Origin of the sequence: Kosmotoga olearia TBF 19.5.1, from assembly GCF_000023325.1 — a bacterium.
In the GTDB taxonomy this organism is placed as follows: domain Bacteria; phylum Thermotogota; class Thermotogae; order Petrotogales; family Kosmotogaceae; genus Kosmotoga; species Kosmotoga olearia.
The window spans coordinates 1,281,342-1,301,610 of the sequence record NC_012785.1 but is presented as its reverse complement, the minus strand read 5'-3'; the positions used below and the strand labels follow the sequence as shown (position 1 = coordinate 1,301,610).

The 20,269-nt window shown below is 41.6% G+C and carries 19 protein-coding genes; 13 read left to right on the top strand and 6 right to left on the bottom strand.

Annotation, left to right across the window (positions count from 1 at the left end; genetic code table 11):
• Positions 1-628: 628 nt before the first annotated feature.
• Complete coding sequence (locus KOLE_RS06175; protein WP_148207998.1) at positions 629-1,399, bottom strand: hypothetical protein; 771 nt, start codon at positions 1,397-1,399, stop codon at positions 629-631.
• Positions 1,400-1,412: 13 nt separating this feature from the next.
• Complete coding sequence (locus KOLE_RS06170) at positions 1,413-2,414, bottom strand: LacI family DNA-binding transcriptional regulator (protein WP_015868577.1); 1,002 nt, start codon at positions 2,412-2,414, stop codon at positions 1,413-1,415.
• Between the two features lie 250 nt (positions 2,415-2,664).
• Between KOLE_RS06170 and KOLE_RS06165 the strand changes: the two genes are divergently transcribed.
• From KOLE_RS06165 to KOLE_RS06145, 5 genes are all read left to right on the top strand, one after another.
• On the top strand, positions 2,665-3,873 hold the full coding sequence (locus tag KOLE_RS06165) for an ABC transporter substrate-binding protein (RefSeq protein WP_015868576.1): 1,209 nt from the start codon (positions 2,665-2,667) through the stop codon (positions 3,871-3,873).
• A 76-nt stretch (positions 3,874-3,949) separates the two neighbouring features.
• On the top strand, positions 3,950-4,828 hold the full coding sequence (locus KOLE_RS06160) for a carbohydrate ABC transporter permease (protein ID WP_015868575.1): 879 nt from the start codon (positions 3,950-3,952) through the stop codon (positions 4,826-4,828).
• Positions 4,828-6,135 carry a carbohydrate ABC transporter permease gene (locus KOLE_RS06155; protein WP_015868574.1) on the top strand — a complete coding sequence of 436 codons (1,308 nt, stop codon included), beginning with the start codon at positions 4,828-4,830 and terminating at the stop codon, positions 6,133-6,135. The genes KOLE_RS06160 and KOLE_RS06155 overlap by 1 nt, the downstream gene beginning before the upstream one ends.
• Positions 6,136-6,162: 27 nt before the next feature.
• Positions 6,163-7,254 carry an ABC transporter ATP-binding protein gene (locus tag KOLE_RS06150; protein ID WP_015868573.1) on the top strand — a complete coding sequence of 364 codons (1,092 nt, stop codon included), beginning with the start codon at positions 6,163-6,165 and terminating at the stop codon, positions 7,252-7,254.
• Between the two features lie 26 nt (positions 7,255-7,280).
• Positions 7,281-8,630, top strand: coding sequence for a glycosyltransferase family protein (locus KOLE_RS06145; protein ID WP_015868572.1), 1,350 nt, complete (start codon positions 7,281-7,283; stop codon positions 8,628-8,630).
• 394 nt (positions 8,631-9,024) lie between these two features.
• Here KOLE_RS06145 and KOLE_RS11825 read toward each other — a convergent pair whose 3' ends face one another.
• Both KOLE_RS11825 and KOLE_RS06135 read right to left on the bottom strand, forming a co-directional pair.
• On the bottom strand, positions 9,025-9,150 hold the full coding sequence (locus KOLE_RS11825; RefSeq protein WP_272940767.1) for a hypothetical protein: 126 nt from the start codon (positions 9,148-9,150) through the stop codon (positions 9,025-9,027).
• 257 nt (positions 9,151-9,407) lie between these two features.
• Positions 9,408-9,617 carry a hypothetical protein gene (locus KOLE_RS06135; RefSeq protein ID WP_015868571.1) on the bottom strand — a complete coding sequence of 70 codons (210 nt, stop codon included), beginning with the start codon at positions 9,615-9,617 and terminating at the stop codon, positions 9,408-9,410.
• Between the two features lie 393 nt (positions 9,618-10,010).
• Between KOLE_RS06135 and KOLE_RS06130 the strand changes: the two genes are divergently transcribed.
• From KOLE_RS06130 to KOLE_RS06095, 7 genes are all read left to right on the top strand, one after another.
• Complete coding sequence (locus KOLE_RS06130; protein WP_015868570.1) at positions 10,011-10,364, top strand: DUF3147 family protein; 354 nt, start codon at positions 10,011-10,013, stop codon at positions 10,362-10,364.
• A 119-nt stretch (positions 10,365-10,483) separates the two neighbouring features.
• Complete coding sequence (locus KOLE_RS06125; protein WP_049753258.1) at positions 10,484-10,690, top strand: SHOCT domain-containing protein; 207 nt, start codon at positions 10,484-10,486, stop codon at positions 10,688-10,690.
• Position 10,691: 1 nt separating this feature from the next.
• Positions 10,692-10,964 (top strand): SHOCT domain-containing protein, encoded by a 273-nt coding sequence (locus KOLE_RS06120; protein ID WP_015868568.1) that lies wholly within the window; start codon positions 10,692-10,694, stop codon positions 10,962-10,964.
• 655 nt (positions 10,965-11,619) lie between these two features.
• Positions 11,620-12,915 (top strand): MFS transporter, encoded by a 1,296-nt coding sequence (locus KOLE_RS06115; protein WP_015868567.1) that lies wholly within the window; start codon positions 11,620-11,622, stop codon positions 12,913-12,915.
• Positions 12,916-12,995: 80 nt separating this feature from the next.
• The gene (locus tag KOLE_RS06110; RefSeq protein ID WP_420170100.1) at positions 12,996-13,748 is read left to right on the top strand and encodes a carbon-nitrogen hydrolase family protein; all 753 of its coding nucleotides are present in this window, start codon (positions 12,996-12,998) and stop codon (positions 13,746-13,748) included.
• Positions 13,745-14,791: a nitrilase-related carbon-nitrogen hydrolase gene (locus KOLE_RS06105; protein WP_015868565.1), complete on the top strand. Its 1,047-nt coding sequence runs from the start codon at positions 13,745-13,747 to the stop codon at positions 14,789-14,791. Before KOLE_RS06110 ends, KOLE_RS06105 begins: the two co-directional genes overlap by 4 nt.
• Positions 14,792-15,420: 629 nt before the next feature.
• Positions 15,421-15,942 (top strand): UPF0158 family protein, encoded by a 522-nt coding sequence (locus KOLE_RS06095; RefSeq protein WP_015868564.1) that lies wholly within the window; start codon positions 15,421-15,423, stop codon positions 15,940-15,942.
• A 312-nt stretch (positions 15,943-16,254) separates the two neighbouring features.
• On the opposite strand, the gene KOLE_RS06090 is transcribed toward KOLE_RS06095, so the two are convergent.
• Both KOLE_RS06090 and KOLE_RS06085 read right to left on the bottom strand, forming a co-directional pair.
• Complete coding sequence (locus KOLE_RS06090) at positions 16,255-16,605, bottom strand: DUF7670 domain-containing protein (protein WP_015868563.1); 351 nt, start codon at positions 16,603-16,605, stop codon at positions 16,255-16,257.
• 61 nt (positions 16,606-16,666) lie between these two features.
• Positions 16,667-17,638 (bottom strand): 3'-5' exoribonuclease YhaM family protein, encoded by a 972-nt coding sequence (locus tag KOLE_RS06085; RefSeq protein ID WP_015868562.1) that lies wholly within the window; start codon positions 17,636-17,638, stop codon positions 16,667-16,669.
• Between the two features lie 816 nt (positions 17,639-18,454).
• Here KOLE_RS06085 and KOLE_RS06080 point away from each other — a divergent pair.
• Positions 18,455-19,627, top strand: a complete 1,173-nt coding sequence (locus tag KOLE_RS06080) for a DUF401 family protein (protein ID WP_015868561.1) — start codon at positions 18,455-18,457, stop codon at positions 19,625-19,627.
• The last annotated feature ends 642 nt before the right edge of the window (positions 19,628-20,269 follow it).

The window sequence follows — 20,269 nt, the reverse complement described above, 5'->3', positions numbered from 1 at the left end:
CTTCGCAGTTGATGTGCGCCTGCGGCGGAAAGCAGCTAAGCTGTGAAGTGCTGAGCTGCGCTCAGGAGGCTCACGACGTTGACGCTCACGAGGTTGAGGCTCGCAGACGCTGATAAAAATCCGAGATCCGAGAATCCGAGAACCGAGAAAGCCGCTGCGCGGCAGATACAAATCCCTTTGGGATTGTTACGACTGGATACGCCACTGGTGCGAACCACTTCATGGTTGATTAGAACTACTGCGCAGTTGTCCCTGGAAAATGGGGACAGTACACCAAAAAAACTTCGAGAGTCCGAGATCCGAGAAGGCGAGAGGGCTGCTATGCGGCGAAAGTGCTGAGCTGCGCTCAGGAGGCTCACGACGTTGACGCTCACGAGGTTGAGGCTTGCGGACGCTGTCAGCTGATAGTGTGACGCTTGCAAGACGCCTACAGCAGGAAGAACAAAAAAGCGAGATTGGATGTTGGAGACTAGAGCTTGGATAAAAAATGGGTATAAGGTCTAGGGGTTAGAAAGTTCAAAAACAATGACAGGTCTAAACGTTCTTGCCTTCTGGGTTCTTGGTTCTCAGTCATCGGTTCTCGGATTTTCTCTATTCTCGCTTTTCAAGATTCTTAGCCGAGATAAGTTTATCCAAAATCCTTTAACTTAAACTTCGTTGTGTAGTGGTTCATATCGGTGAATTCGGAGTATTCGAGCTCAGCAATATCCAGCTCCAGCTCAATCTTTGGAGTTGTCGAAAGCGCTTTTGAAATTTGTAACTTTATTTCTTTAGTAGGTTCTTCAGGGAGAAAGTAACCCAGGCTCAGGTGTGGTTTCAATGGATCTACAAGGTTTACAATGCTTTGAAAGGTATTAAAGAGGTTCAGGAGCAATTTGAAATCCCTCTCTCCTGAAGGGGCAAAAAGAACTGCTATACCGATTGGAGGCCCTATGAATCCAATAGCTTTTAGCTTTATTTTCTCCTGATCTGGATACTTTTTGAAGTAAGTAGCTAGCTTTTTAAAAAGTCTTTTGACATCATTTCCCGAACGACTCATGAGCTCACTGAGCTTGTTCTTGTTATGGATATCAATTTCATTATTTAAATCATGCAAAGTAATATGAAAATATTCTGGATCCAGAGGGGCCGCAAGTGATTCACCAACATCCCGGTAAAGTTTTCGCTGGATTTCTACAAAGGCTTCTCGTTCTTTTACAGGAAATATCAACGTGTCCCCTCTGAAAGGACGGTATGTTCCACTTTTGGTTACTTTTTTTGTAAGATCCGGAATTATTGGCCAGTGTGTTTGTTCCTGTAAAAACCTTAGAGAAGAATTTTTTTCACCTTCAAGATATTTTAAGTAGTCTGAATAATCCAATCTGGTTCCATTGTGATTTACATCCTTTAACAACTTCACATACAACATCCTTTCATACTGATTGCCTTTCAATTATTCTGGGCGGCAGGATTATCCTCTTTGGTGATTTCTTCTTTGAATGCATCATCTCTATCAAAAGATTAACTGCCTGGTCAGAGAATTTTTCGACATTTTGGTCGATAGAAGTTAAAGGCGGGTACATGTATTCACTAGAGGGCAGATTGTCTATTCCAAGAACAGCAACATCTTCCGGAATCTTTAATCCTTTTTCTCGAATGGCTCTATAAGCTCCAAGTACTTTGGCATCTCCAGAGATAAAGAATGCATCCACGATACTTTTGTCCAGTAGTTCGTGGGTTTTTTCATAGACTCTTTTTATAGTGGATAACCCATAAAAAACGCTATGAGCTATTCCATGCTTTTCACAGGCTTCTTCGAATCCCTGAGCCCTCTCGCGATTGACGTTAAAAACTTTTGGCCCCAGAAATAGAGCTATATTTTCATAACCTTTGTTTATAAGGTATTCCGCTCCAATATACCCCACAAGATAGTTGTCAAGGTCTACAAAAGTTGTATCGGAAAAATCCTTGTCCTTTCCGATAATTACAAAGGGAATATTGTTCGCTCTTAAATATCTAACTCTGCAATCTTCCGATATTACATCAAACATGATAGCGCCATCGGCAAGCCCACTTTTAAGTAAATGGAAACCATCGGTGTCATCACTTATCGTCTCTTCACCGGAGGATGGAGAGAGAATAACTTTGTAACCTCTATTTCTAAACTTAACCATGAGACTTTTTAACATGAGGTCATGCCATTCATTCCAGTACTCACCCATTCTTCTATCGATAAAAAGGATCACCGTTCTGGTCTCGCTGTTTCTTAGGGCTTTCGCGAGAAGGTTTACACTATAATTATGCTCCTCGATAACGCGTAAAATTTTTCTACGTGTTTCTTCTTTGACATTAGGGGCGTTGTTAATTACCCGCGAAACGGTTTTTATAGAATAGCCAGTAAGTTTCGCAATATCTGTTATGGTAACTTTTTTCATAAGACTCCCCCTTTTATGACAACATTATCATCGTCGATCACATTATTATAGTATAAATTAAAAAAAGTATGAAATTTCGCCACATTCAAATAATAGTAATATCAAAGCACACAAAGGTCTATTTGCCAATATTTACCTATTATTACCGATAATCGTGTTTGTTCGAATTACTTCATAGGAGTAAGCTTATTTTGTGCCACAAATGACAACGTTGTCTTTAATCACCTTTTGAAAAGGGGGGAATCTAAGTATGAAAAAGCTTCTTCTTGTTCTTGTGCTCGTTGCTATTGCAGCTTTTGCTTTTGGTAAGGAAACGCTAGTTGTTGTTTCAAGACTCTGGACACCACCATCAGAAAAGGAATTTGTCATCAATGAGATCATCAAGCCTTTTGAAGAGATGTACGGTGTTGAGGTTAAGTTCTCCACTCTTGATGATCAAAAGATTCTTGAACAGGTTAAACTGCAGCAGCAAACAGGCAATATAACGACGGACGTCGTTATTGCCTATGCTGCGAAAATGCCAGAATGGGTTAAAAATGGGTATGTTGTCGATCTTACAGATATTGTTTCCCAGTGGACCGATAGGCATTTCTCTAAAGGTCTTGATTCCATGACCATCTTCGACGGTAAAAGATACTTTCTTCCCATTGGCGCCGATGTTTATCTGTTCATCGCTAACAAAAAGGCTCTTCCTTACTTACCAGAAGGTGCTGATATTCAGGATTTAACCTGGGAACAAGTTGCTGAATGGGCTAATGCTATTGCCATCGGTGAGGGTGAAGGAAAATTTGCCGTTACCGGTGTCCCAATGAAATCCTTCATTTACCAGGCTGGTGCAGTATGTCTTTCCTATGGTGCGGACTGGCCAAACCTCGATAACCCCGGCGCGATGGCGGCCTTTTATCTGTTGAGTAAAATGGCAGATGCATTTCCACCTGCTGTCATGACTTACGACGATGTTAGACCTCCTTTAAAGAGAGGAGAAGCCTGGCTAGCAGCTGCACATAACGCAAGAATCGGTGAAGTCTATAAAAATGACCCCACAAACTTCATTATTGCTCCTGTTCCTAAAGGTCCCGCCGGAAGAGGATCCGTTGCCGGTACCAGCGGTCTAGCCATTGTAAAGGGAACAAAGCATTATGACCTTGCTGTCAAATTCCTGGAATACATAACCAGGCCAGACATCATGTTGAAGGTCAGCAAGGGAACCGGCGGCTTTATACCCACAGTTGAAGAAGCTATTAATTACCTTGGTGACACTGTTGAGGATGAAGTTATTAAGAAGTCAATCATGGTCATGAAAACTGGAGTTCTTTCCTACATCGCTCCTCTCTGGAAAGACTGGGGCCAGGTTAAGCTCGTTTACGACGACATTTTCAAGAATATGATTATGAAAGGTATCTTTAATCCTCAATACCTTGAGATCATGCAGCTCAGAATTGACGCTCTCAGGAAATAACCCTTAGAGTCGTCACTGTTATACAACGGGGGACTTTTAGTCCCCCTTATTTTGGAATTGTACAAGCTAGGTGGTGATGATTATCACAGCGGTGAAGTTTAAAAGATATATCCCCTATCTTTTGATAGCACCTACAATTATTTATTACGCTATTTTCTGGTTGAGGCCTGTTCTAACGGCTGTTTTCTACAGCTTTTTTGAAGAGGGAAGCAACCAGCTTACACTCGCTAACTATAAAACCATATTCACTGATCCGTATTTCTTGAAAGCGCTTATTAATACAGGGATTTTTGTTGCTATTTCTGTCACACTCGAGTTTATTGTTGCACTGGGACTGGCTTTGCTCATAAATAAAAAATTCAAAGGAGCAGGTATTTTCCTTTCGCTTGCGCTCATTCCTATGGCATTACCTGCCACAGCAGTCGGAGCTATGTGGTCCAGTGGTTTTGCTACCTACGGCTGGGTCAATAGTCTCTTGTATAGACTCGGTTTGATAGCAGCAGATGGTAAAATCCCCTTTCTCGCGGGAAATGAGTTTCAATCTCTAATGCTTATTATTTTGATAGACGCATGGCAGGTTATTCCATTTATGATGGTCATTTTACTTGCCGGGTTACAGGGAATTCCAAAGGAATCAATTGAAGCTGGTTATGTTTTTGGGGGCAATAAGCCTACGGTTTTGAAAAAAATAACAATGCCTATGCTCAAGCCAAGTATTCAAACGGCTTTGATACTGAGAATTATCTCTGCTATTCAAGTCTGGTTGATCATCGTTATGATTTATGGTTACAGGCGGATCCCCGTCCTGCTTGAAGAAGTTGTCTTTTACAAAGAAGAAATCATGGGATTTTATAGAATCGCCCTTGCATATTCAGTCATAGTTGCCGCATTAGTTTCAGTTGTTGCCATACTCTATTTGAAGGTCTCGGGAGCCTTCAAAAAGGAGGAAGCCTGATGGCAAGAAGGAAAAGTACAAAAAAAATCATATCAAGTACTATTTTCTATATATTCGTTGCCGGAATTGCCACTGTTATTGTTCTCCCCATATATTTTCTCGTTTCCATTTCATTTATGTCAGACCAGGAAGCATATGATTGGCCTATAGCTTTGGCTCCAGCTTTTTCAAATACTTTCTTACTTCAGAAATCCGACAATCTCCCGGACGGTTTTCTTATGAGTGTGTACAGTAAATCCCAGGAAGATTTCATCAATATATCTGAAGCAAATGACCTTGACAAGATGATAAATTTCATTGACAGAAAGACAGGTAGTAAAATCCCAAAAAAACTTCTCGAAGAGAAAATAAGCGAACTCGAAACGTTGGTAACCCAAAATGAAGAAAGAATAAACGAGCTTAAAACTCAGATGAAACGTGAGATTCTGGCAATAAACAGGCTTAACAGAGAGATCGTCAAGATACATCAGAATTTAAAACTTTTTGACCCGGAGGATGAAACTTTCCAGGAACTACGCGAGAATCTTCAAAATCAGCTTCAGGAAAAGCAACAGGAAAAAATTCTGGTAGAAGAAAAAATAAAGACTTTGAAGAAGGAACTCCAATCTATAAGTGGGGTTACATTTAAGGTACGTAAAAACATTTTTGCCAGCTACATTACTTTTTTCAGGGTAACTTCGGATTCCGTAGGTGCACTTATAAGAAGCATTCAAGTAGCGTTATTGACCGTTCTTATTTCTCTTACCATAGGTGGTATGGCTGGCTATGCATTTGCAAGATACGTATTTAAGGGAAAAAATCTACTGAAATTAAGTGTTCTCTTTGTCAGGATGTTCCCCGGGATAGCTATAGCCATGCCTATGGTCATAATACTTGCTCAAATGGGTTTCTATGACAAACCCATAGGTTTATCCCTGGTTTATTCGGTAGGCCAGATTGGTATGACCACGTGGATTACTGCAAGCATCTTTATGGGAATTTCAGTGGAACTCGAAGAAGCAGCACAGGTGTTTGGCACATCTCGTTTGGGAGCTTTCTTAAGAGTTACGCTGCCTTTAGCACTCCCCGGTTTGGCTGCCAGCGCCATGTATGCTTTTATCGGTAGCTGGTCAGAAACAGCGCAGGCCATAGTTTTAACCCAGTTCAAACCTACGTTCCCTGTTGTTATTTATCAGACACTCGTGGGAACAAAGGGTATGATAAACCTTGTTGCTGCTGGAGGAGTAACCCTCGCTTTCCCCGCCGTACTTTTTACTATGATCATAAGAAGATATATCCTTCAGATGTGGGGTGGGGTAAGAGTTTAAGAAAATTATGGAAAAGGAGCTGAGTATATGGCTACGCTTGAACTTATAAATCTTTCCAAAAGATACGGTAAGAGCGTTTGGGGCGCCAGGGATGTAAACCTTAAGGTTAACGACAAAGAGTTCATAGTCTTTCTTGGTCCATCCGGTTGTGGTAAAACTACAACCCTCAGGATGATAGCCGGTTTGGAAGAAGTTACGGAAGGGAGGGTTCTCATAGACGGAGAAGATGTTACCGATATGCCTCCACGAAAGAGGAATGTTTCTATGGTCTTTCAAAGTTATGCTGTGTGGCCTCATATGTCCGTCTATGAAAATATCGCCTTTGCTCTTAAGCTAAGAAAGATGGAAAAATCCAAAATTGATAAAATTGTTCGTGATGTGGCAGAGCTGGTTAATATTTCTGAGTATCTCGAGAGATTTCCACGCCAGCTTTCAGGTGGTCAAAGACAAAGAGTTGCTCTGGCCAGGGCTATTGCCGTCAAACCAAAACTGTTCCTTATGGATGAACCTCTGTCAAATCTTGATGCAAAGCTAAGGGTTCGCATGAGAACCGAGCTGAAAGCAATCCATCACAAAACAGAGGCTACAACAATTTTTGTAACTCATGACCAATCCGAGGCTATGAGTATGGCTGACAGAATTGTGATCATGAAGGATGGAAAGATCGTGCAGATAGGCACGCCGGATGAAGTTTATTTCAACAGTGTCAATGTTTTTGTTGCCGGTTTCATTGGCACTCCGGCAACAAATTTCTTTGAGATGGAATTAAAACGAGAAAAGGGAGAGATCTTTCTCGTACACCCTTCATTCAGTTTTAAACTTAACGGCCAGTTACTTACATATCTTAAAGACTATAATAAGGATCGTTTGATCATGGGGATCAGGCCTGAAAGTATACAGATAAATAGTGGGAATGCTGTCTTCAGAGAAAAGGTACTCGTTGTCGAACCTCAGGGCTCTCACCAGATTGTGGCCATCGAACTAAATGGGGAAATAATAAAGATCGTAGCGCCTTCTTTCCCAAAGTACTCGCCAGATGAAACTATCGATATTTCCTTTGACGAGGAACGAATCATGTTCTTCGATATTGAAACAGAAGAAAGATTGAAAATCAAATAAAATAACGAAAAAGGAGAGTTGTCCGGATGAACATTGGTCTTGCACATTACAGAGTAGGCGAAACTGATGGTGTTTCACTGGAGATGGAAAAGTGGAGAAGGGTTCTTGAAGATATGGGGCACAGGGTCTTTTTTATCTCCGGCACACCTGACTATGGCGAAATCTACATTCCAGAGATGAGTTTTCATAGTGAACGCTTTAAAAAAATAGAAAATAATGCCTATAGAAAGCTGAAAGATTACAAAAGTGAAGAGGAGTTCAAAGAAGATATCTTGAAAGAAGCAAAGTTGATTGAAGAAAAGCTCATCAAAGCTGTAAAAGAAAACAACATAGAGCTTCTAATCCCAAACAATATTTTCTCTCTGGGGGTGGCATTTTCTGTCACGATAGCATTCGCGCGAGTTATCAGAAAGCTTGGATTGAAAGTAATAGCACATAACCACGATTTCTACTGGGAAAGACAAGCCTTGAGCAAACCAACCTGCAAGTTTATCAAAGAATACCTCGATGAATATTACCCTCCAAAGGATGAAAACATAAAACAGGTAGTGATCAATAAAATAGCGAAAGAAGAACTTCTCAAACGAAAAGGACTGGATTCGACGGTTGTCCCCAATGTCTTCGACTTTGACCAACCTCTATGGAAACCAGATGAGTTTAACAAAGACCTAAGAGAAAAGTTGGGTATTTCATCCAATGATATAGTGTTTTTACAGGCAACACGTGTAACAGACAGAAAAGCCATAGAACTCGCAATTGAAGTCGTTGGTGAGGTAAACAGGAGACGTCAGGAACTCTATGGAACATTGTATGACGGCCGTGAGTTTACCCCCAATGGCAAAATCTTGATGTTAATGCCAGGCCTCATTGAAACTGCTACCAACTATGTGGATTTTCTAAGAAAGGTTGCTGATAAGGAGAAAGTTGAAATCATATGGTGCAACGAAATAATGGAAGCTGAAAGACAAAATAATGCTGCCGGAAAGAAATACTCACTCTGGGACATGTACGTGGTTGCTGACATGATAACCTACCCCAGTATTCTTGAGGGCTGGGGTAACCAGTTCCTCGAGGGTCTTTTTGCAAAAAAGAATATGATTGTCTTTGAATATCCCGTATATCTGACAGATATCAAACCACTCGGTTTTGAAGTGATTAGTCTTGGAACACAGTACACCAAAAGAAAAGGCACAAGCTATGTAGAAATTCCAAGAGAAAAAATCGTTGAAGCTGCAAAGGAAACAATCAAACTCTTAAAAGACTCAACTGAATACAGCAGGAGAGTGGAGAAAAATTTTGCGATAGGACAACAATACCTTTCTTATAGATCTCTCAGGAAAAAATTAAAAGAAATTATCTCAAGTTTTGAGTCATAGAACTTGTGATTCGAGAACCGAGAGTCCGAGAACCGAGAAAGCCGCTGCGCGGCAGATACGAATCCCTTCGGGATTGTTACGACCGGCTTCACCGGTGATACGAACTCCTTCGGAGTTGTTTCGAACCACTTCGTGGTTGATTAGAACTGCTGCGCAGTTGTCCCTGGAAAATGGGGACAGTCCACTGCGGTACATTGGTATTTCATTGAAAAGAAGGAAACATGGGAGGCCAAGGAAAAGCGACGGTTGATAGAGCGAGGCTTGCAACGCTGTCAATAGATAGAGCAACGTTTGCAAGGCTGTAAGAAACCGCTGTTTTTTTCTGGAAGACCTTGACTTTGTGTGGAATAAAACGAAAATAGAATTGTTTGCGAAGGAGCTCTTTACTAAAGTCTCAAAACAGGTCTATCCACAGAGATTTCAATATCTCTTTAATAACACTCAGCAATATCAGAGTCAGAAGGGTTATAATGGCTGTCCTGATATCAAATCCATCAAGCATAAGTCCAAGAGCAAGCACGACTCCGGGAGGATGTTCGGTATCTGGGTCTGGAAGCTTTTTTATGAGTTATAGTAAAAACTATGAAAGAGCTGCCACCAAAGGACGCTATCACCGCTGCTTCAGAAATAGCGTCCAGTAAGAATAAAATGCCCATTACGGAAAATCCCATGAGCGATGTTTGAAAAATATAATGCGACTTGTTCCATTTGAAATTCTCATCCAGAATTCTCAAACCAGATCCCTCAATACTATATAGAAAAAATTACACATCTAAATCATAGAATCATAAATATTTTGAGTGCTTCACTTTTAAGACCCTTAGATTTTGCAACATCTTTCTGATTATCAGGAAATACCTCATATGGAACGGCGCTGAACATTCCTGTTATTCCTAGCATTGAGAAAATATATCCGGAAAAAATAGTTTCGCATTTGAAATACTGCTCAGGAAGAAAGGCAACTTCTAGATTATTCCATTCCAGCACACGATTTATCCACTCTTTAGAATCTATCGTTTTAAGAGATTAGCATCCTCACTACAGGGGCACAAGTTTGCGCTAAATACACTATCCAGGAACGGAATTTGAACATCGCTCCATAAACGCCTATTGAGTTCACGCTTCGCGGGAATATATTTACCGTCGTTACTCTCCTGAAAAGAGCTCTATCAATCACGGAATTGTTCGACTCAATAGTGTCAAACACCCTTTAATTCCCACATTTTTGGTTGGTTTTTCACTTTGCTTTTAGTATAATTTTAAAGAGAACTGTCAGTTGGTTAGATATGTTATGAAGGGAATTCATAAGTTGCTTGTTGTTGAACTTTCCATGTTCAACCTTTCTTGTAGGCTTTACAATAGGGGAATAGGAGTGTTAGCATGAGTACTGTATTGTATTCTGTGATCAAGATACTGATAACAGCTGTCCTGGTTTTTTTTATTTCTGAAGTTGCGAAAAGGTATTCTTTGGTAGCTGGTGTATTAGCTTCTTTGCCCTTAACTTCAATATTGGCAATGATCTGGCTTTATATTGAAAAGCGCGACACAGAACTCATCTCAACTCTCTCTCACGACATCTTTCTTATGGTTATTCCTTCGCTGATATTTTTCATCGCTATGCCAATATTTCTCAAATGGATGAAAAATTTCTATTTTAGTCTTTTGATTTCAGGCGTGCTTACCTCAAGCGCTTACGCCCTTTGGTTTCTTATGCTCAAAAGAATCAGGAAATAATCTTGATTTCTGGAATTAACCGATACTTCACAAAGCTGATACTATTTCTCCAACTGTTAAATGCTATCATATAGATGTCCCCTCCCCATAGGGGGGTATTACATTGAGAGGTGATGGTGATGATGTTTTTTGGATGGTTATTTTTCATAATAGTACTGGTTCTTCTTATAAGGCCAGATTATTTCAGAAAACTACCGGGAAATAGCAATGGAGAATCTGAATATGAAGCAGGCGCTATTGAAATATTGAAGGAACGGTACGCAAAAGGCGAAATCGGTGAGGAAGAATACCTTGATAAATTAAAAAAACTAAGAGGAGGTAATTAAGATGCATGGTTGGTATTGGTGGGGATGGCCAAGCTGGGGAAGTTGGTTTGGCAGTTTTGGATGGATCGGAATGATTTTTTCATCTGTGCTTTTCGTTCTAATAATCGCGGTTACGGTATTTGCACTTAAAAAGTTGCTATCGGACAATCGATACAACAGTAGTTATGTAAAGCGCTCCTCCAACAGAGCTCTGGAAATACTAAAGGAAAGATATGCAAAAGGCGAGATCGACGAGGAAGAGTTCCTAAGAATGAAAAAGAACCTTGAAAGTTAACTAAGGAAGTATTCAAAATACTTATCAGAATTTGCTGCCAGGAAGAGAGTTGCTGTTTTGAAAAAGGTCAGAAGCCGTTGAAACTTTAAGGAAGCATTTCTTTGAGATTGAAGTAGTTGAGTCCGGATACCTTTTTCTGGTTCACCAGTTAGAAAACAGCTTCGCTCTTTCTGTATCTAACGGCGGATATTCCAGTTCGTCTATTATTCGTCAGTTCTATTATTTGTTTTCTGTCTATGCTCGGTTGAAAACTGAAATTGAATTCTTACAGAGTTTTGTGTAGATGTGCTGTAATGAGTTAATCGTTGTTGTATTTCCTAAAGAGTGAGCCATCTATCTAGAGATTGACTGTTTCCCCTATGTTTTTCGGAGGGTAAGCCCTACTTCGTCGGTAACATGCGTCTTTGGCGGAGGGCAGCTGAGCTGCAATACTGATGGACTACCTCCTGGAAGTTCATGCTCTTGACGCTCAGAAAATGGGGACAGTACCGTGTACTTTTGTGTACTGTCCCCATTTTCTAACGGTGATTCCCAGTGTCAATGACTTCAAACATCCGACGTAAAACGTCGCCCAGCATCAACAACTTCCGTCATTTTTGTTGTAGCTATATAGTTAATGTTAAAATCAAATTAATAGCAGTAAGGGGGGAAGCAGATGAACAAGTGGTGGAGTGTTATTTTTCTATCTATTCTTCTTATTTTTCTCAATGCTGATCAAATGGTTATGGCACCAAATATTGGTGCCATAGAAGAGGAATTCGACGTCAACGACGCCCTAATCGGGCTTGTCGCTTCTACTTTTACCGTTCTCGGAGCTGTTATCAGTTTGGTCTGGGGATTTCTAGCAGATAAATACAACAGAAAGAAGATTTTTATATACTCCATTCTTATCGGTGAGATTCCATGTGTTATGTCCGCGTTTTCCGGGAGCTTCGGCGAGCTCTTTTTGTGGCGTACGCTTACCGGTATAGGGGTGGGTGCATCTTTTCCAATTGCGTTTTCCTTTGTTAGCGATATGTTTGGTAAAGATGAAAGAGGAAAGGTTGCTGCCGTACTTGGACTTTCAATTTCCATCGGTAATATCCTGGGAATGATCTTCGGAGGTTATTTTGGTGCTGCATATGGTTGGCGGATACCCTTTCTTATGGTCTCGCTTCCCAACATCGTACTAGCAGGCCTTGGATTCTTTATTCTCAAGGAACCACCACGGGGCGCGATGGAAAAAGGAATCGGGGATCTCGTGCAAATGGGGTATGCCTATCCAAAAGGTGTCAAACTTTCAGATTATTTAGATCTCTTCAGGATTAAAACAAACCTCTTGCTCTTCTTCCAGGGGATCGCCGGAACGATACCATGGGGTGCTATTCCGTATTTTATGGTGGAGTATTTCAAAAGGGAAATGGGGTTTTCCGCCTCGCAAGCCACTACCATTTTTCTTATATTCGGTGCAGGAAATATCGTTGGAATGTTAATCGGAGGCTGGTTGGGGCAAAAACTGTACAATAAATCACCAAGGCTTGTTCCTGTAGCATCAGGGATTACAACAATTTTAGGTGCAATTTTGACGATTTTCGTTTTCTCGGAAAACATTATAGCTGGATCATTCATACTCGTTTCGTCCATTGGTTTTGTTGCTGCCCTCTTCGATAGCTACACTGGTCCAAACGTAAAGATGATGCTCATGAATGTGAATGAACCACAGAGTAGAGGGAGGATTTTCTCCATATTCAATCTCACGGATTCTCTGGGAACCGGTATTGGTAAGCTCGTGGGTGGTACGCTTTCTGTCTCTCTGGGAAGTCTAGCAATAGCCATGAAGGTTTCCAGCGCGTTCTGGTTCATCTGTGGTGCGATTATATTGGTACTCGCTTTCTTTTTTGAAAAGGATATTTCCTCTCTCGACGAGAAGATGGAAAAACTGAAAGAGCAAATGAAAAGCAGAAAAGCTTGAAATAGGTGCCGTTTTGACAAGGAAAATTGGGCACTTCGTTCGTAGCTTGTTAAAAGCACCAGGGGGAATGGAAATTGAGAGTGGTCTCATGTGTGGTTGAAGATGATATAAAGTGCAAAAAGGATGCAGAGCTATTTATGGAAAAATGTTTGCAACGCTCACAGGGTGCAACGCTAGTTGTTATGCCGGCGCTTATAGGTTTTTACTTCGATGATTTTCTTTCTACCGCTGCACACCTCTCTAAAAGTTATGATGATATGTATATATGTTTTGGAAGCTGCATGGAAGACGGAAAACATGCGTCCTTTATTATGAAGAATGGGGAGATTGTTCTGAAGCAGTACCAGATATATCTGTCTTCCTGGGAGCGTGAGATAGGGTTTTCACGAGGAAACGATCTTGAGATCGTTGAAATAAATGGTTTTAAGGTAGCCATCGTACTTTCAACAGACGCGTTTTACCCTCAGGTACCCCGATACGCTGCTCTCAAGGGTGTGGATCTTGTGCTCACACCTATGGCAATAAGGAAAGAGGTTTTTCGTGTTCCACTACAGGCTTCAGGAATGTGGATGAACGTACAGATGAATTTGTTCTTTGCTGCTGAAAGCGGGTTCAAGGGGGAGTGGAACAGGATGAAATTCCACAGCCTCTCCGCAATCCATGCCCCACTTGAAATAACAGAGAGAGGAACTGGTCTTCTCGCTATCGAAAAGGGAGATGGTGCTATCCTTGATGTTTCGCTTGATGGGCTCGACAGTGAAAAAGCAAAAAGGGTATTTGATCCCCTCAGGCAATTGAATACTGATTTTTATCTGAGGGAGGAATTGTTTTGAAACTCCTGCGCAGATTTTTTGAGAAGAAACTGACCTTAAAACGCGCTCTGCGAGTGCTAGACGGGATCCATCCCACGTTGGTAAGGAAGATCTCGTTCAGGGTCTCGTGCGTCCAAAGAAGTATAAAAGGGTTGCGAAGAATAGATGATTATGTGTTGGATCTCCACCGCTTTGTCAGGGAAGCTGCGGGCTCCGGTAGTGCTCTGATTGTCTTTCCCGAATATAATATGTTTGACCTTTTCATGCTCATTCCCGGATTTAAGATATTGAACATGCTCATGAGAAAAACTCCCGAAGGAAATGAAGAGAGAAAAGAAAATGAAAAAGGAGTGAGTCCTCTCATTTATGAAGCCTTCCTCGCCATATCTGAACCGGCCCGGAGACTCCTAGAAGGTGTAATGGTGAAACTTGCAGAGATGTACGGCATATATATCTACACGGGAAGTTATTTTTTGGAGGAAAATGGTAAGCTGTTCAATGCAGGAACACTGATTTCGGACAGCGGTGAAATTCTCGGGCGTCAGAAGAAGCTTCACCTGACCGATTTCGAAGAGGCAATGGGATTAAGCAGAGGCAATGAACTTCACATTTTTGAATCTCCTATCGGCAGGCTGGCAATGCCTGTATGTATGGATGCTACGTATTTCGAAACTTTCTATATTGCAGCGAAAAAAGAGGCAGATGTAGTTATACTTCCCATTGCAAACGCCGAAGAATACGACGTTTATAAGGCATTGAGAGGAATATGGGGACGCGTTCAGGAAACATATCTCTACGGTGTGAAGGCTTCTTTGAACGGATGGTTTGGCGGGATGCACTTTACGGGAAGAGCAGGCATCTTTGCGCCGATTGAGATGACAGAAAGAAAAAATGGAGTTGTTGCTATCTCCCCAAAATATGAGGGTGATTTACTAATAACCGCTGATTTAGATATAGAAGCTTTGGAAATGGCAAGAAAAAACGCGGAATTTTACGGTGATACAAATGTAGGATTTGAGGAGAGATATATGAAGCGGCTGCGTCGCTGTGCCGGGATTCGCTGACGCAAATGATGCTGGGCGTGAGCGCCGCTTTCGGGTGCTTGGAACCACTTTGTGGTTGATTAGAACTGCTGCGCAGTTGACACGCGCCTTCGACGGAAGTGCTGGACTGCGTCCAGGAAGGCTTGCAGATGCTGTATAAAACCCGGTAACCGAGATCCGGGATTGTTATTGTAGGGGCACAGCATGCAAAAAAACCGAGAGCCGAGGCCCGAGAAGGCTGCTTCGCAGCGGACGCGAATCCCTTCGGAATTGTCACGAACTCCTGGTAAGAATCGAGAGTCCGAGAACCGAGAGGGCCGCTGTGCAGCTGGTGAGCACGCTTCGTGTGGGTGGGCCCAGCTGCGCTGGGGGTACGCCTGACTACGTCAGGGGTGTGCACTCCTTCGGAGTGGGTAAAAACTGTCATTCTGGAGGTGTTTTATCCAGAATCTGGATTTTTTAAGTACGAGATCCTGAATCAAGTTCAGGATGACAAGTCAGAAGCTCGCGAAGATAAGGGTTGCGACGCACTAAAAAAAGAACAGATTTAGGGTATAGAGTCTAGGGTGTAGGAAGTTCAAAAACTAGAAACTAACAACTTGCTACTGGAAACTAAAATAATTATTTTTTATGCTAAGGGGTGTGAGAATATGAAGAAATTACCTGTAGATGTGGGGCTTGTTGGTGATTTAATGGCATTTCACAGCTCTTTTGGTTTCGAAGAATACAAATACCTTGATACTGAAACAGGTGAAGTAATCCACTTTTGCGACGATATGATACCACCTGACATTTTTAATGTAGAAAAAGAAGAGCTGATGGAAATGCTAAAGGATAAAGACGAAGTAACCAGAGAAATTGCTTTAAAAGCGTTCGAAATAGCATGGGAAGATGAATCCGGAAGGTATAAGAAAATTCCCGAATTATCCTCAAGACTTGTTTATAAAAAGATGGAGGAATTTGTGTACAACATTGAAGATGAAAGACTAAGAACCAAAGTGCTGTACACAATAAAAGGGAAAGGCGCCTTCGCAAGATTCAGAGCATTCTTAGACCTACATGAAGAATATAGACAAGCATGGCTTAAGTTCAGAGATGAATTCCAAAGAGAATTTGCAATAGAATGGCTTAATTCCATAGGTATTGATCCGATAGACAAAATACAAAAGTGATAGAAAATGGTAGGGTCAAGAGATGGCACCTTGGGGTGAATGGCTGCAGGGCTACGCCTTAAACACTCACAAAGTTAACGTATCAATAGCTGTTGTAGATTATGCGTTCCATCAGCCACAGAGAACAATGGTCAACAAAAAACGGCAATAATAGCGATTGCGTCGCTGATGCTGGGAACTATTTCGTGGATGAGAAAATGACTGAAAACTGCCAACCGGCAACTGATAATTGAGGCCTCATACCACCAGCCACGGACAGGTGAGAATTGCTGCACAAATAATGCAGAACGGAAGGATTACGAATTTAGGTCCCTAAGATTGTTTGTGAGTCATTGTTGAATATGCGAGAAAAAAGAAAGCTGGTGCTGTCACAATCAAGAAATAGGGACCGCCGGGGAATCTACCTTTAAAAGCATATTCCACAAAGTAAAATGAAACAAGACACACAATAGAAATAAGAGCCCCTGCACCAGCATGTTTCCAGGAAAGAATCATTCCAACAAGTACACCTATTGGGAATAAACCAAGTTCAAACCATTCTCTTGGAGTTGGAAGCGGTTCGTTCGGATCTAATCCATATCCAACCATGAAAACCAGAATAAATCCCATGCTTATGACACTCCAGATTTTCGCAATACGCAAAATCATGCTTGTTTGTTCCATATACCTCACCTGCTTTTGGTCTTAATTAAATTGTATTTATTAAGACCAAGAAATGCTTTTATCAGGTATCTTCACCATATTTTCCATAGACGAATACCTTTGTACCAAGTATTCCCGAATAATCGGACCAGGAACCTCCTTTGGGGACAGATCTCGCCAATTCTCTAAAGGCCTCCATTTGGGCTTCAAGACGATCGCAGTTGTGGATTATTATTGCTTCCAATGTTCTTGGCACGACCGGAGAACCCCATTCTTTCAAGCCATGGTGGCTTGCCACAATATGAAATAGATTCTGCTCGATTTCTTTCGGGAAACCATCTATTTTGCCAATAACCACTGCCAGTTTCTTTATCCCCAAAACGATATGGTCCTCAAGTAACCCCTCATCTGTAAATTCAAAAGAATAACTTTTATAATCGTAAGTTTGTACCTTGCCTATATCATGCAGCAGGGCTCCCGCAATAAGTAAATCCATATCTATATCATCACCAAATGTCCTGGCGACAATTTTGCATAGTTTCGCAACATTTACGCTGTGTTCTAGCAATCCACCGATTTTGACATGGTGATTTTTCGTTGCTGCAGGTGCAAGGAAAAAGCCTTTTATTTCTCCATCTCCAGGAGATATCGTTTTTTCTAACAGCTCTTTCAGAAAAGCATTTTCTATTCCTTGAATAAGATCAGAGAGTTCATCTTTAAGATTTTCTATGTTCTCTACTCTGGGAAGGAAGATAGAAAAGGCATCGTCTATATGGTTGTTAAGTTCTTCCAGTGTGTACAATTTGCGGATCTTTAAAGAAAGTCCATATTTTCTTTTGTAAGAATAAGTTGCCAAAGCAACTACCCCAGAAATCGGTTCCTGTCCTTCTTCCCATTCCCATATGTTTGCTGAAAGTACTGTTTTTGAATCTCTAACGCTGCAAGAGTAGTATGGATTCCCGTCTTTTTTGCTCTTTTGAACGACGTTTGTGAGAAGAAAAAATGCGGGATTATTATTAACATAATTTTCTTTGTCATAAGCTACATTTTCCAAAATATCACTAAGAACTGGAAATTCCTTTTCACCCGTCTTGATAATGAAGATCTCCCCCTTTTATATTCTGATTTTAGATGGCAAAGTGAATTAATTGAATCAGCTGACCACTTTGAATACTGCAATATAAGTTTACTACAAATTATCCTCCGCTTCTCTGTTAAAACAGGGTCAACACGCGATACAAGAAATACGACGCTTACAAGGCTGTCAGCTAATGGAGCGACGTTTGCGACGAAAAACACGAGAATCCGAGAGCCGAGAACCGAGAGCTGCTTTGCAGAGGGTACGAATTCCTTTGGGATTGATACGACCGGCTTCGCCGGTGATACGAACTCCTACGGAGTTGACCCGAACTGCTGCGCAGTTGACACGCACCTTCGGTGGAAAAATCATCGAGAATCCGAGAGCCGAGAAGGTGAAAGAACTGCTTCGCAGTTGATATGCGCCTGCGGCTGAAAAAACAAAAGAGCGAGATTGGATGTTGGAGATTGGAGTTTAGATAAAGAACAGATATAGGATTTAGAAAAAGAGACATACAACGCACAACGTACGACCAAGAATGATTTTATATTCTCGTCTTCTCGGGTTCTCAACTCTCGGGTTTTATACAGCATGCTGAGCCCTTTTTTGTGTAGCAGTGAAATAGCGGAAAATGTCTCGTACTCAGGCTTACCTTTGGCATAGCAAGTCGTTCCGGTTATCGTTTTTAAGTACTGTATTCTCCTACTTTTCTAGAAGTTTTCACTTCTTTATTCCTCGTGAAACTACCTTCTTATATAATTCGATATGCAAACTAATTTTCGGAGGGTACCTATGACAACTTTAGCGGTGTTTATCGGTATTTTCGCAATGATTATATCTCTTAGATACTTAAAAGATCTTACCCTTTCGCTTTTTATTGCTATTATCGCAATTAGCGCTGTTTTGCTGACACCGCCTTTGTTATACTTTCAGGCATTTTCAAGGGAATTCACCGTTTGGAATTTCTGGAAGGTTATGATGACTATCTTTTCCATATATCTTCTCGGTGAAACGCTGAACAAAAGCGGTGATGCAGCCCGGTTCATTTCAGCGATTGGTAAAATATTTCCCACACCAAGGGTAGCAATTTCTCTTATTCCAGCTATGATAGGCTTGCTTCCCATGCCGGGAGGAGCTATGTTCTCTGCTCCTATGGTAAAAGAAATGTCTGAAAGTGATTCTTCCATCACCGCCGAAGACGCGATGGTTACCAACTACTGGTTTAGACATTCAATGGAATATTTCTGGCCGCTTTATCCAGCAATAGTAATTGTGGCAGGAATGGCAAAGGTTTCTTTAAGGGCAATGGTCGTGGGGATGTTACCGGCTGGCTTGGCTGCTATTTTCGTTGGATATATTCTCATGGTAAGAAAATATCCGAAAATAAAACTTTCTCCGGAAGCATTAAAGGAACTTTTGCTTTCAACGTGGCCCATAATGGTTGTTATAGTTATGGTTATTCTGAACCAGCCGGGTTGGTTAGTTGTCATGATCGTTTCTGTTGTGTATTTGCTAACCAAAAGGAACAAACTTGAAATTCTGAAACGTTCGCTAAAATGGAAGACATTTCTTTTGATTGCTGCTGTATTCTTCTTCAAAGCTTTTGTGGAAATGTCTGGAATTCCTGAAAACATGAGCCAGGAGCTCCTTTCATGGAACGTTCCCGTTATACTCGTTATCATTGTACTGCCGTTCATTATGGGGCTTATGACAGGCGTCACCCAGGCTGCTGTGGGTTTGAGTTTTCCGCTGCTTGTAAGTCTTGTCCCAGAAAATGTCCTATTCTCCACATCCATACTTGCATATACATTTGCCGTAGCCGGTGTTCTTATATCTCCAGTACATCTCTGCGTTGCCCTCACTTCACAGTACTTTTCTATCAGTTACACTTCCATGGTGAAACGAATAGCCATCCCACTCTCTTCAGCTACAATTGTGGGGATTGTTATGTATTTGATACTTTAGAGATCCGAGACCCGGTGCTCGAGAGTCGAGAGGCCGAGAACCTAGAAGGCGAAAGTGCTGCTTCGCAGTGATAAACACCGTTGTGGGTTGTCGGTTGTAGGTTGTGCGTAAAGATCAAAAAGCAAGAGGGCAGCTTTGCGGCGGATACGAATCCCTTCGGGATTGACCCGAACTCTTTCAGAGTTGTCACGAACTGCTTCGCAGTTGTTTCGATCGACTTCGTCGATGATACGTGCTTATGGCGGAAGTGCTGGACTACGTCCAGGAGGCTTGCAACGCTGTCAGCTGATGGAGCGACGCTTGCAGAGGCAGTAAGAACAAAAGAACGAGATTGGATGTTGGAGACTGGAGAGCCAACAGAGTTGACTGAAGTGAGATTTGCTAACGCAAATGAAGCGAGTATGGTTTCGCTATAGAAGTGAGGTTGATTGCATCAACGAGGTGAATGTACCTTTGGTGCAGAAGCGGAAATTCTTCAACAATTTCTTTGGCGAAACAAAATTCACTTCTTCCAATGGAATCGAAAAGCACTTCTTGAGCGAAGCGAGAAGGAGCAGCATTGCTGGAGGCAATCCAAGCGTCAACCACGAAGCTGATTCCCAGCATCGGAACTAACAACTATCAACTGGCACCTAAATTCTT

Coding starts and splice junctions, on each gene's coding strand:
- KOLE_RS06170 (WP_015868577.1), bottom strand. CDS start 2,414: ATGAAAAAAGTTACCATAACAGATATTGCGAAACTTACTGGCTATTCT.
- KOLE_RS06165 (WP_015868576.1), top strand. CDS start 2,665: ATGAAAAAGCTTCTTCTTGTTCTTGTGCTCGTTGCTATTGCAGCTTTT.
- KOLE_RS06160 (WP_015868575.1), top strand. CDS start 3,950: ATGATTATCACAGCGGTGAAGTTTAAAAGATATATCCCCTATCTTTTG.
- KOLE_RS06155 (WP_015868574.1), top strand. CDS start 4,828: ATGGCAAGAAGGAAAAGTACAAAAAAAATCATATCAAGTACTATTTTC.
- KOLE_RS06150 (WP_015868573.1), top strand. CDS start 6,163: ATGGCTACGCTTGAACTTATAAATCTTTCCAAAAGATACGGTAAGAGC.
- KOLE_RS06145 (WP_015868572.1), top strand. CDS start 7,281: ATGAACATTGGTCTTGCACATTACAGAGTAGGCGAAACTGATGGTGTT.
- KOLE_RS06130 (WP_015868570.1), top strand. CDS start 10,011: ATGAGTACTGTATTGTATTCTGTGATCAAGATACTGATAACAGCTGTC.
- KOLE_RS06125 (WP_049753258.1), top strand. CDS start 10,484: ATGATGTTTTTTGGATGGTTATTTTTCATAATAGTACTGGTTCTTCTT.
- KOLE_RS06120 (WP_015868568.1), top strand. CDS start 10,692: ATGCATGGTTGGTATTGGTGGGGATGGCCAAGCTGGGGAAGTTGGTTT.
- KOLE_RS06115 (WP_015868567.1), top strand. CDS start 11,620: ATGAACAAGTGGTGGAGTGTTATTTTTCTATCTATTCTTCTTATTTTT.
- KOLE_RS06095 (WP_015868564.1), top strand. CDS start 15,421: ATGAAGAAATTACCTGTAGATGTGGGGCTTGTTGGTGATTTAATGGCA.
- KOLE_RS06090 (WP_015868563.1), bottom strand. CDS start 16,605: ATGGAACAAACAAGCATGATTTTGCGTATTGCGAAAATCTGGAGTGTC.
- KOLE_RS06080 (WP_015868561.1), top strand. CDS start 18,455: ATGACAACTTTAGCGGTGTTTATCGGTATTTTCGCAATGATTATATCT.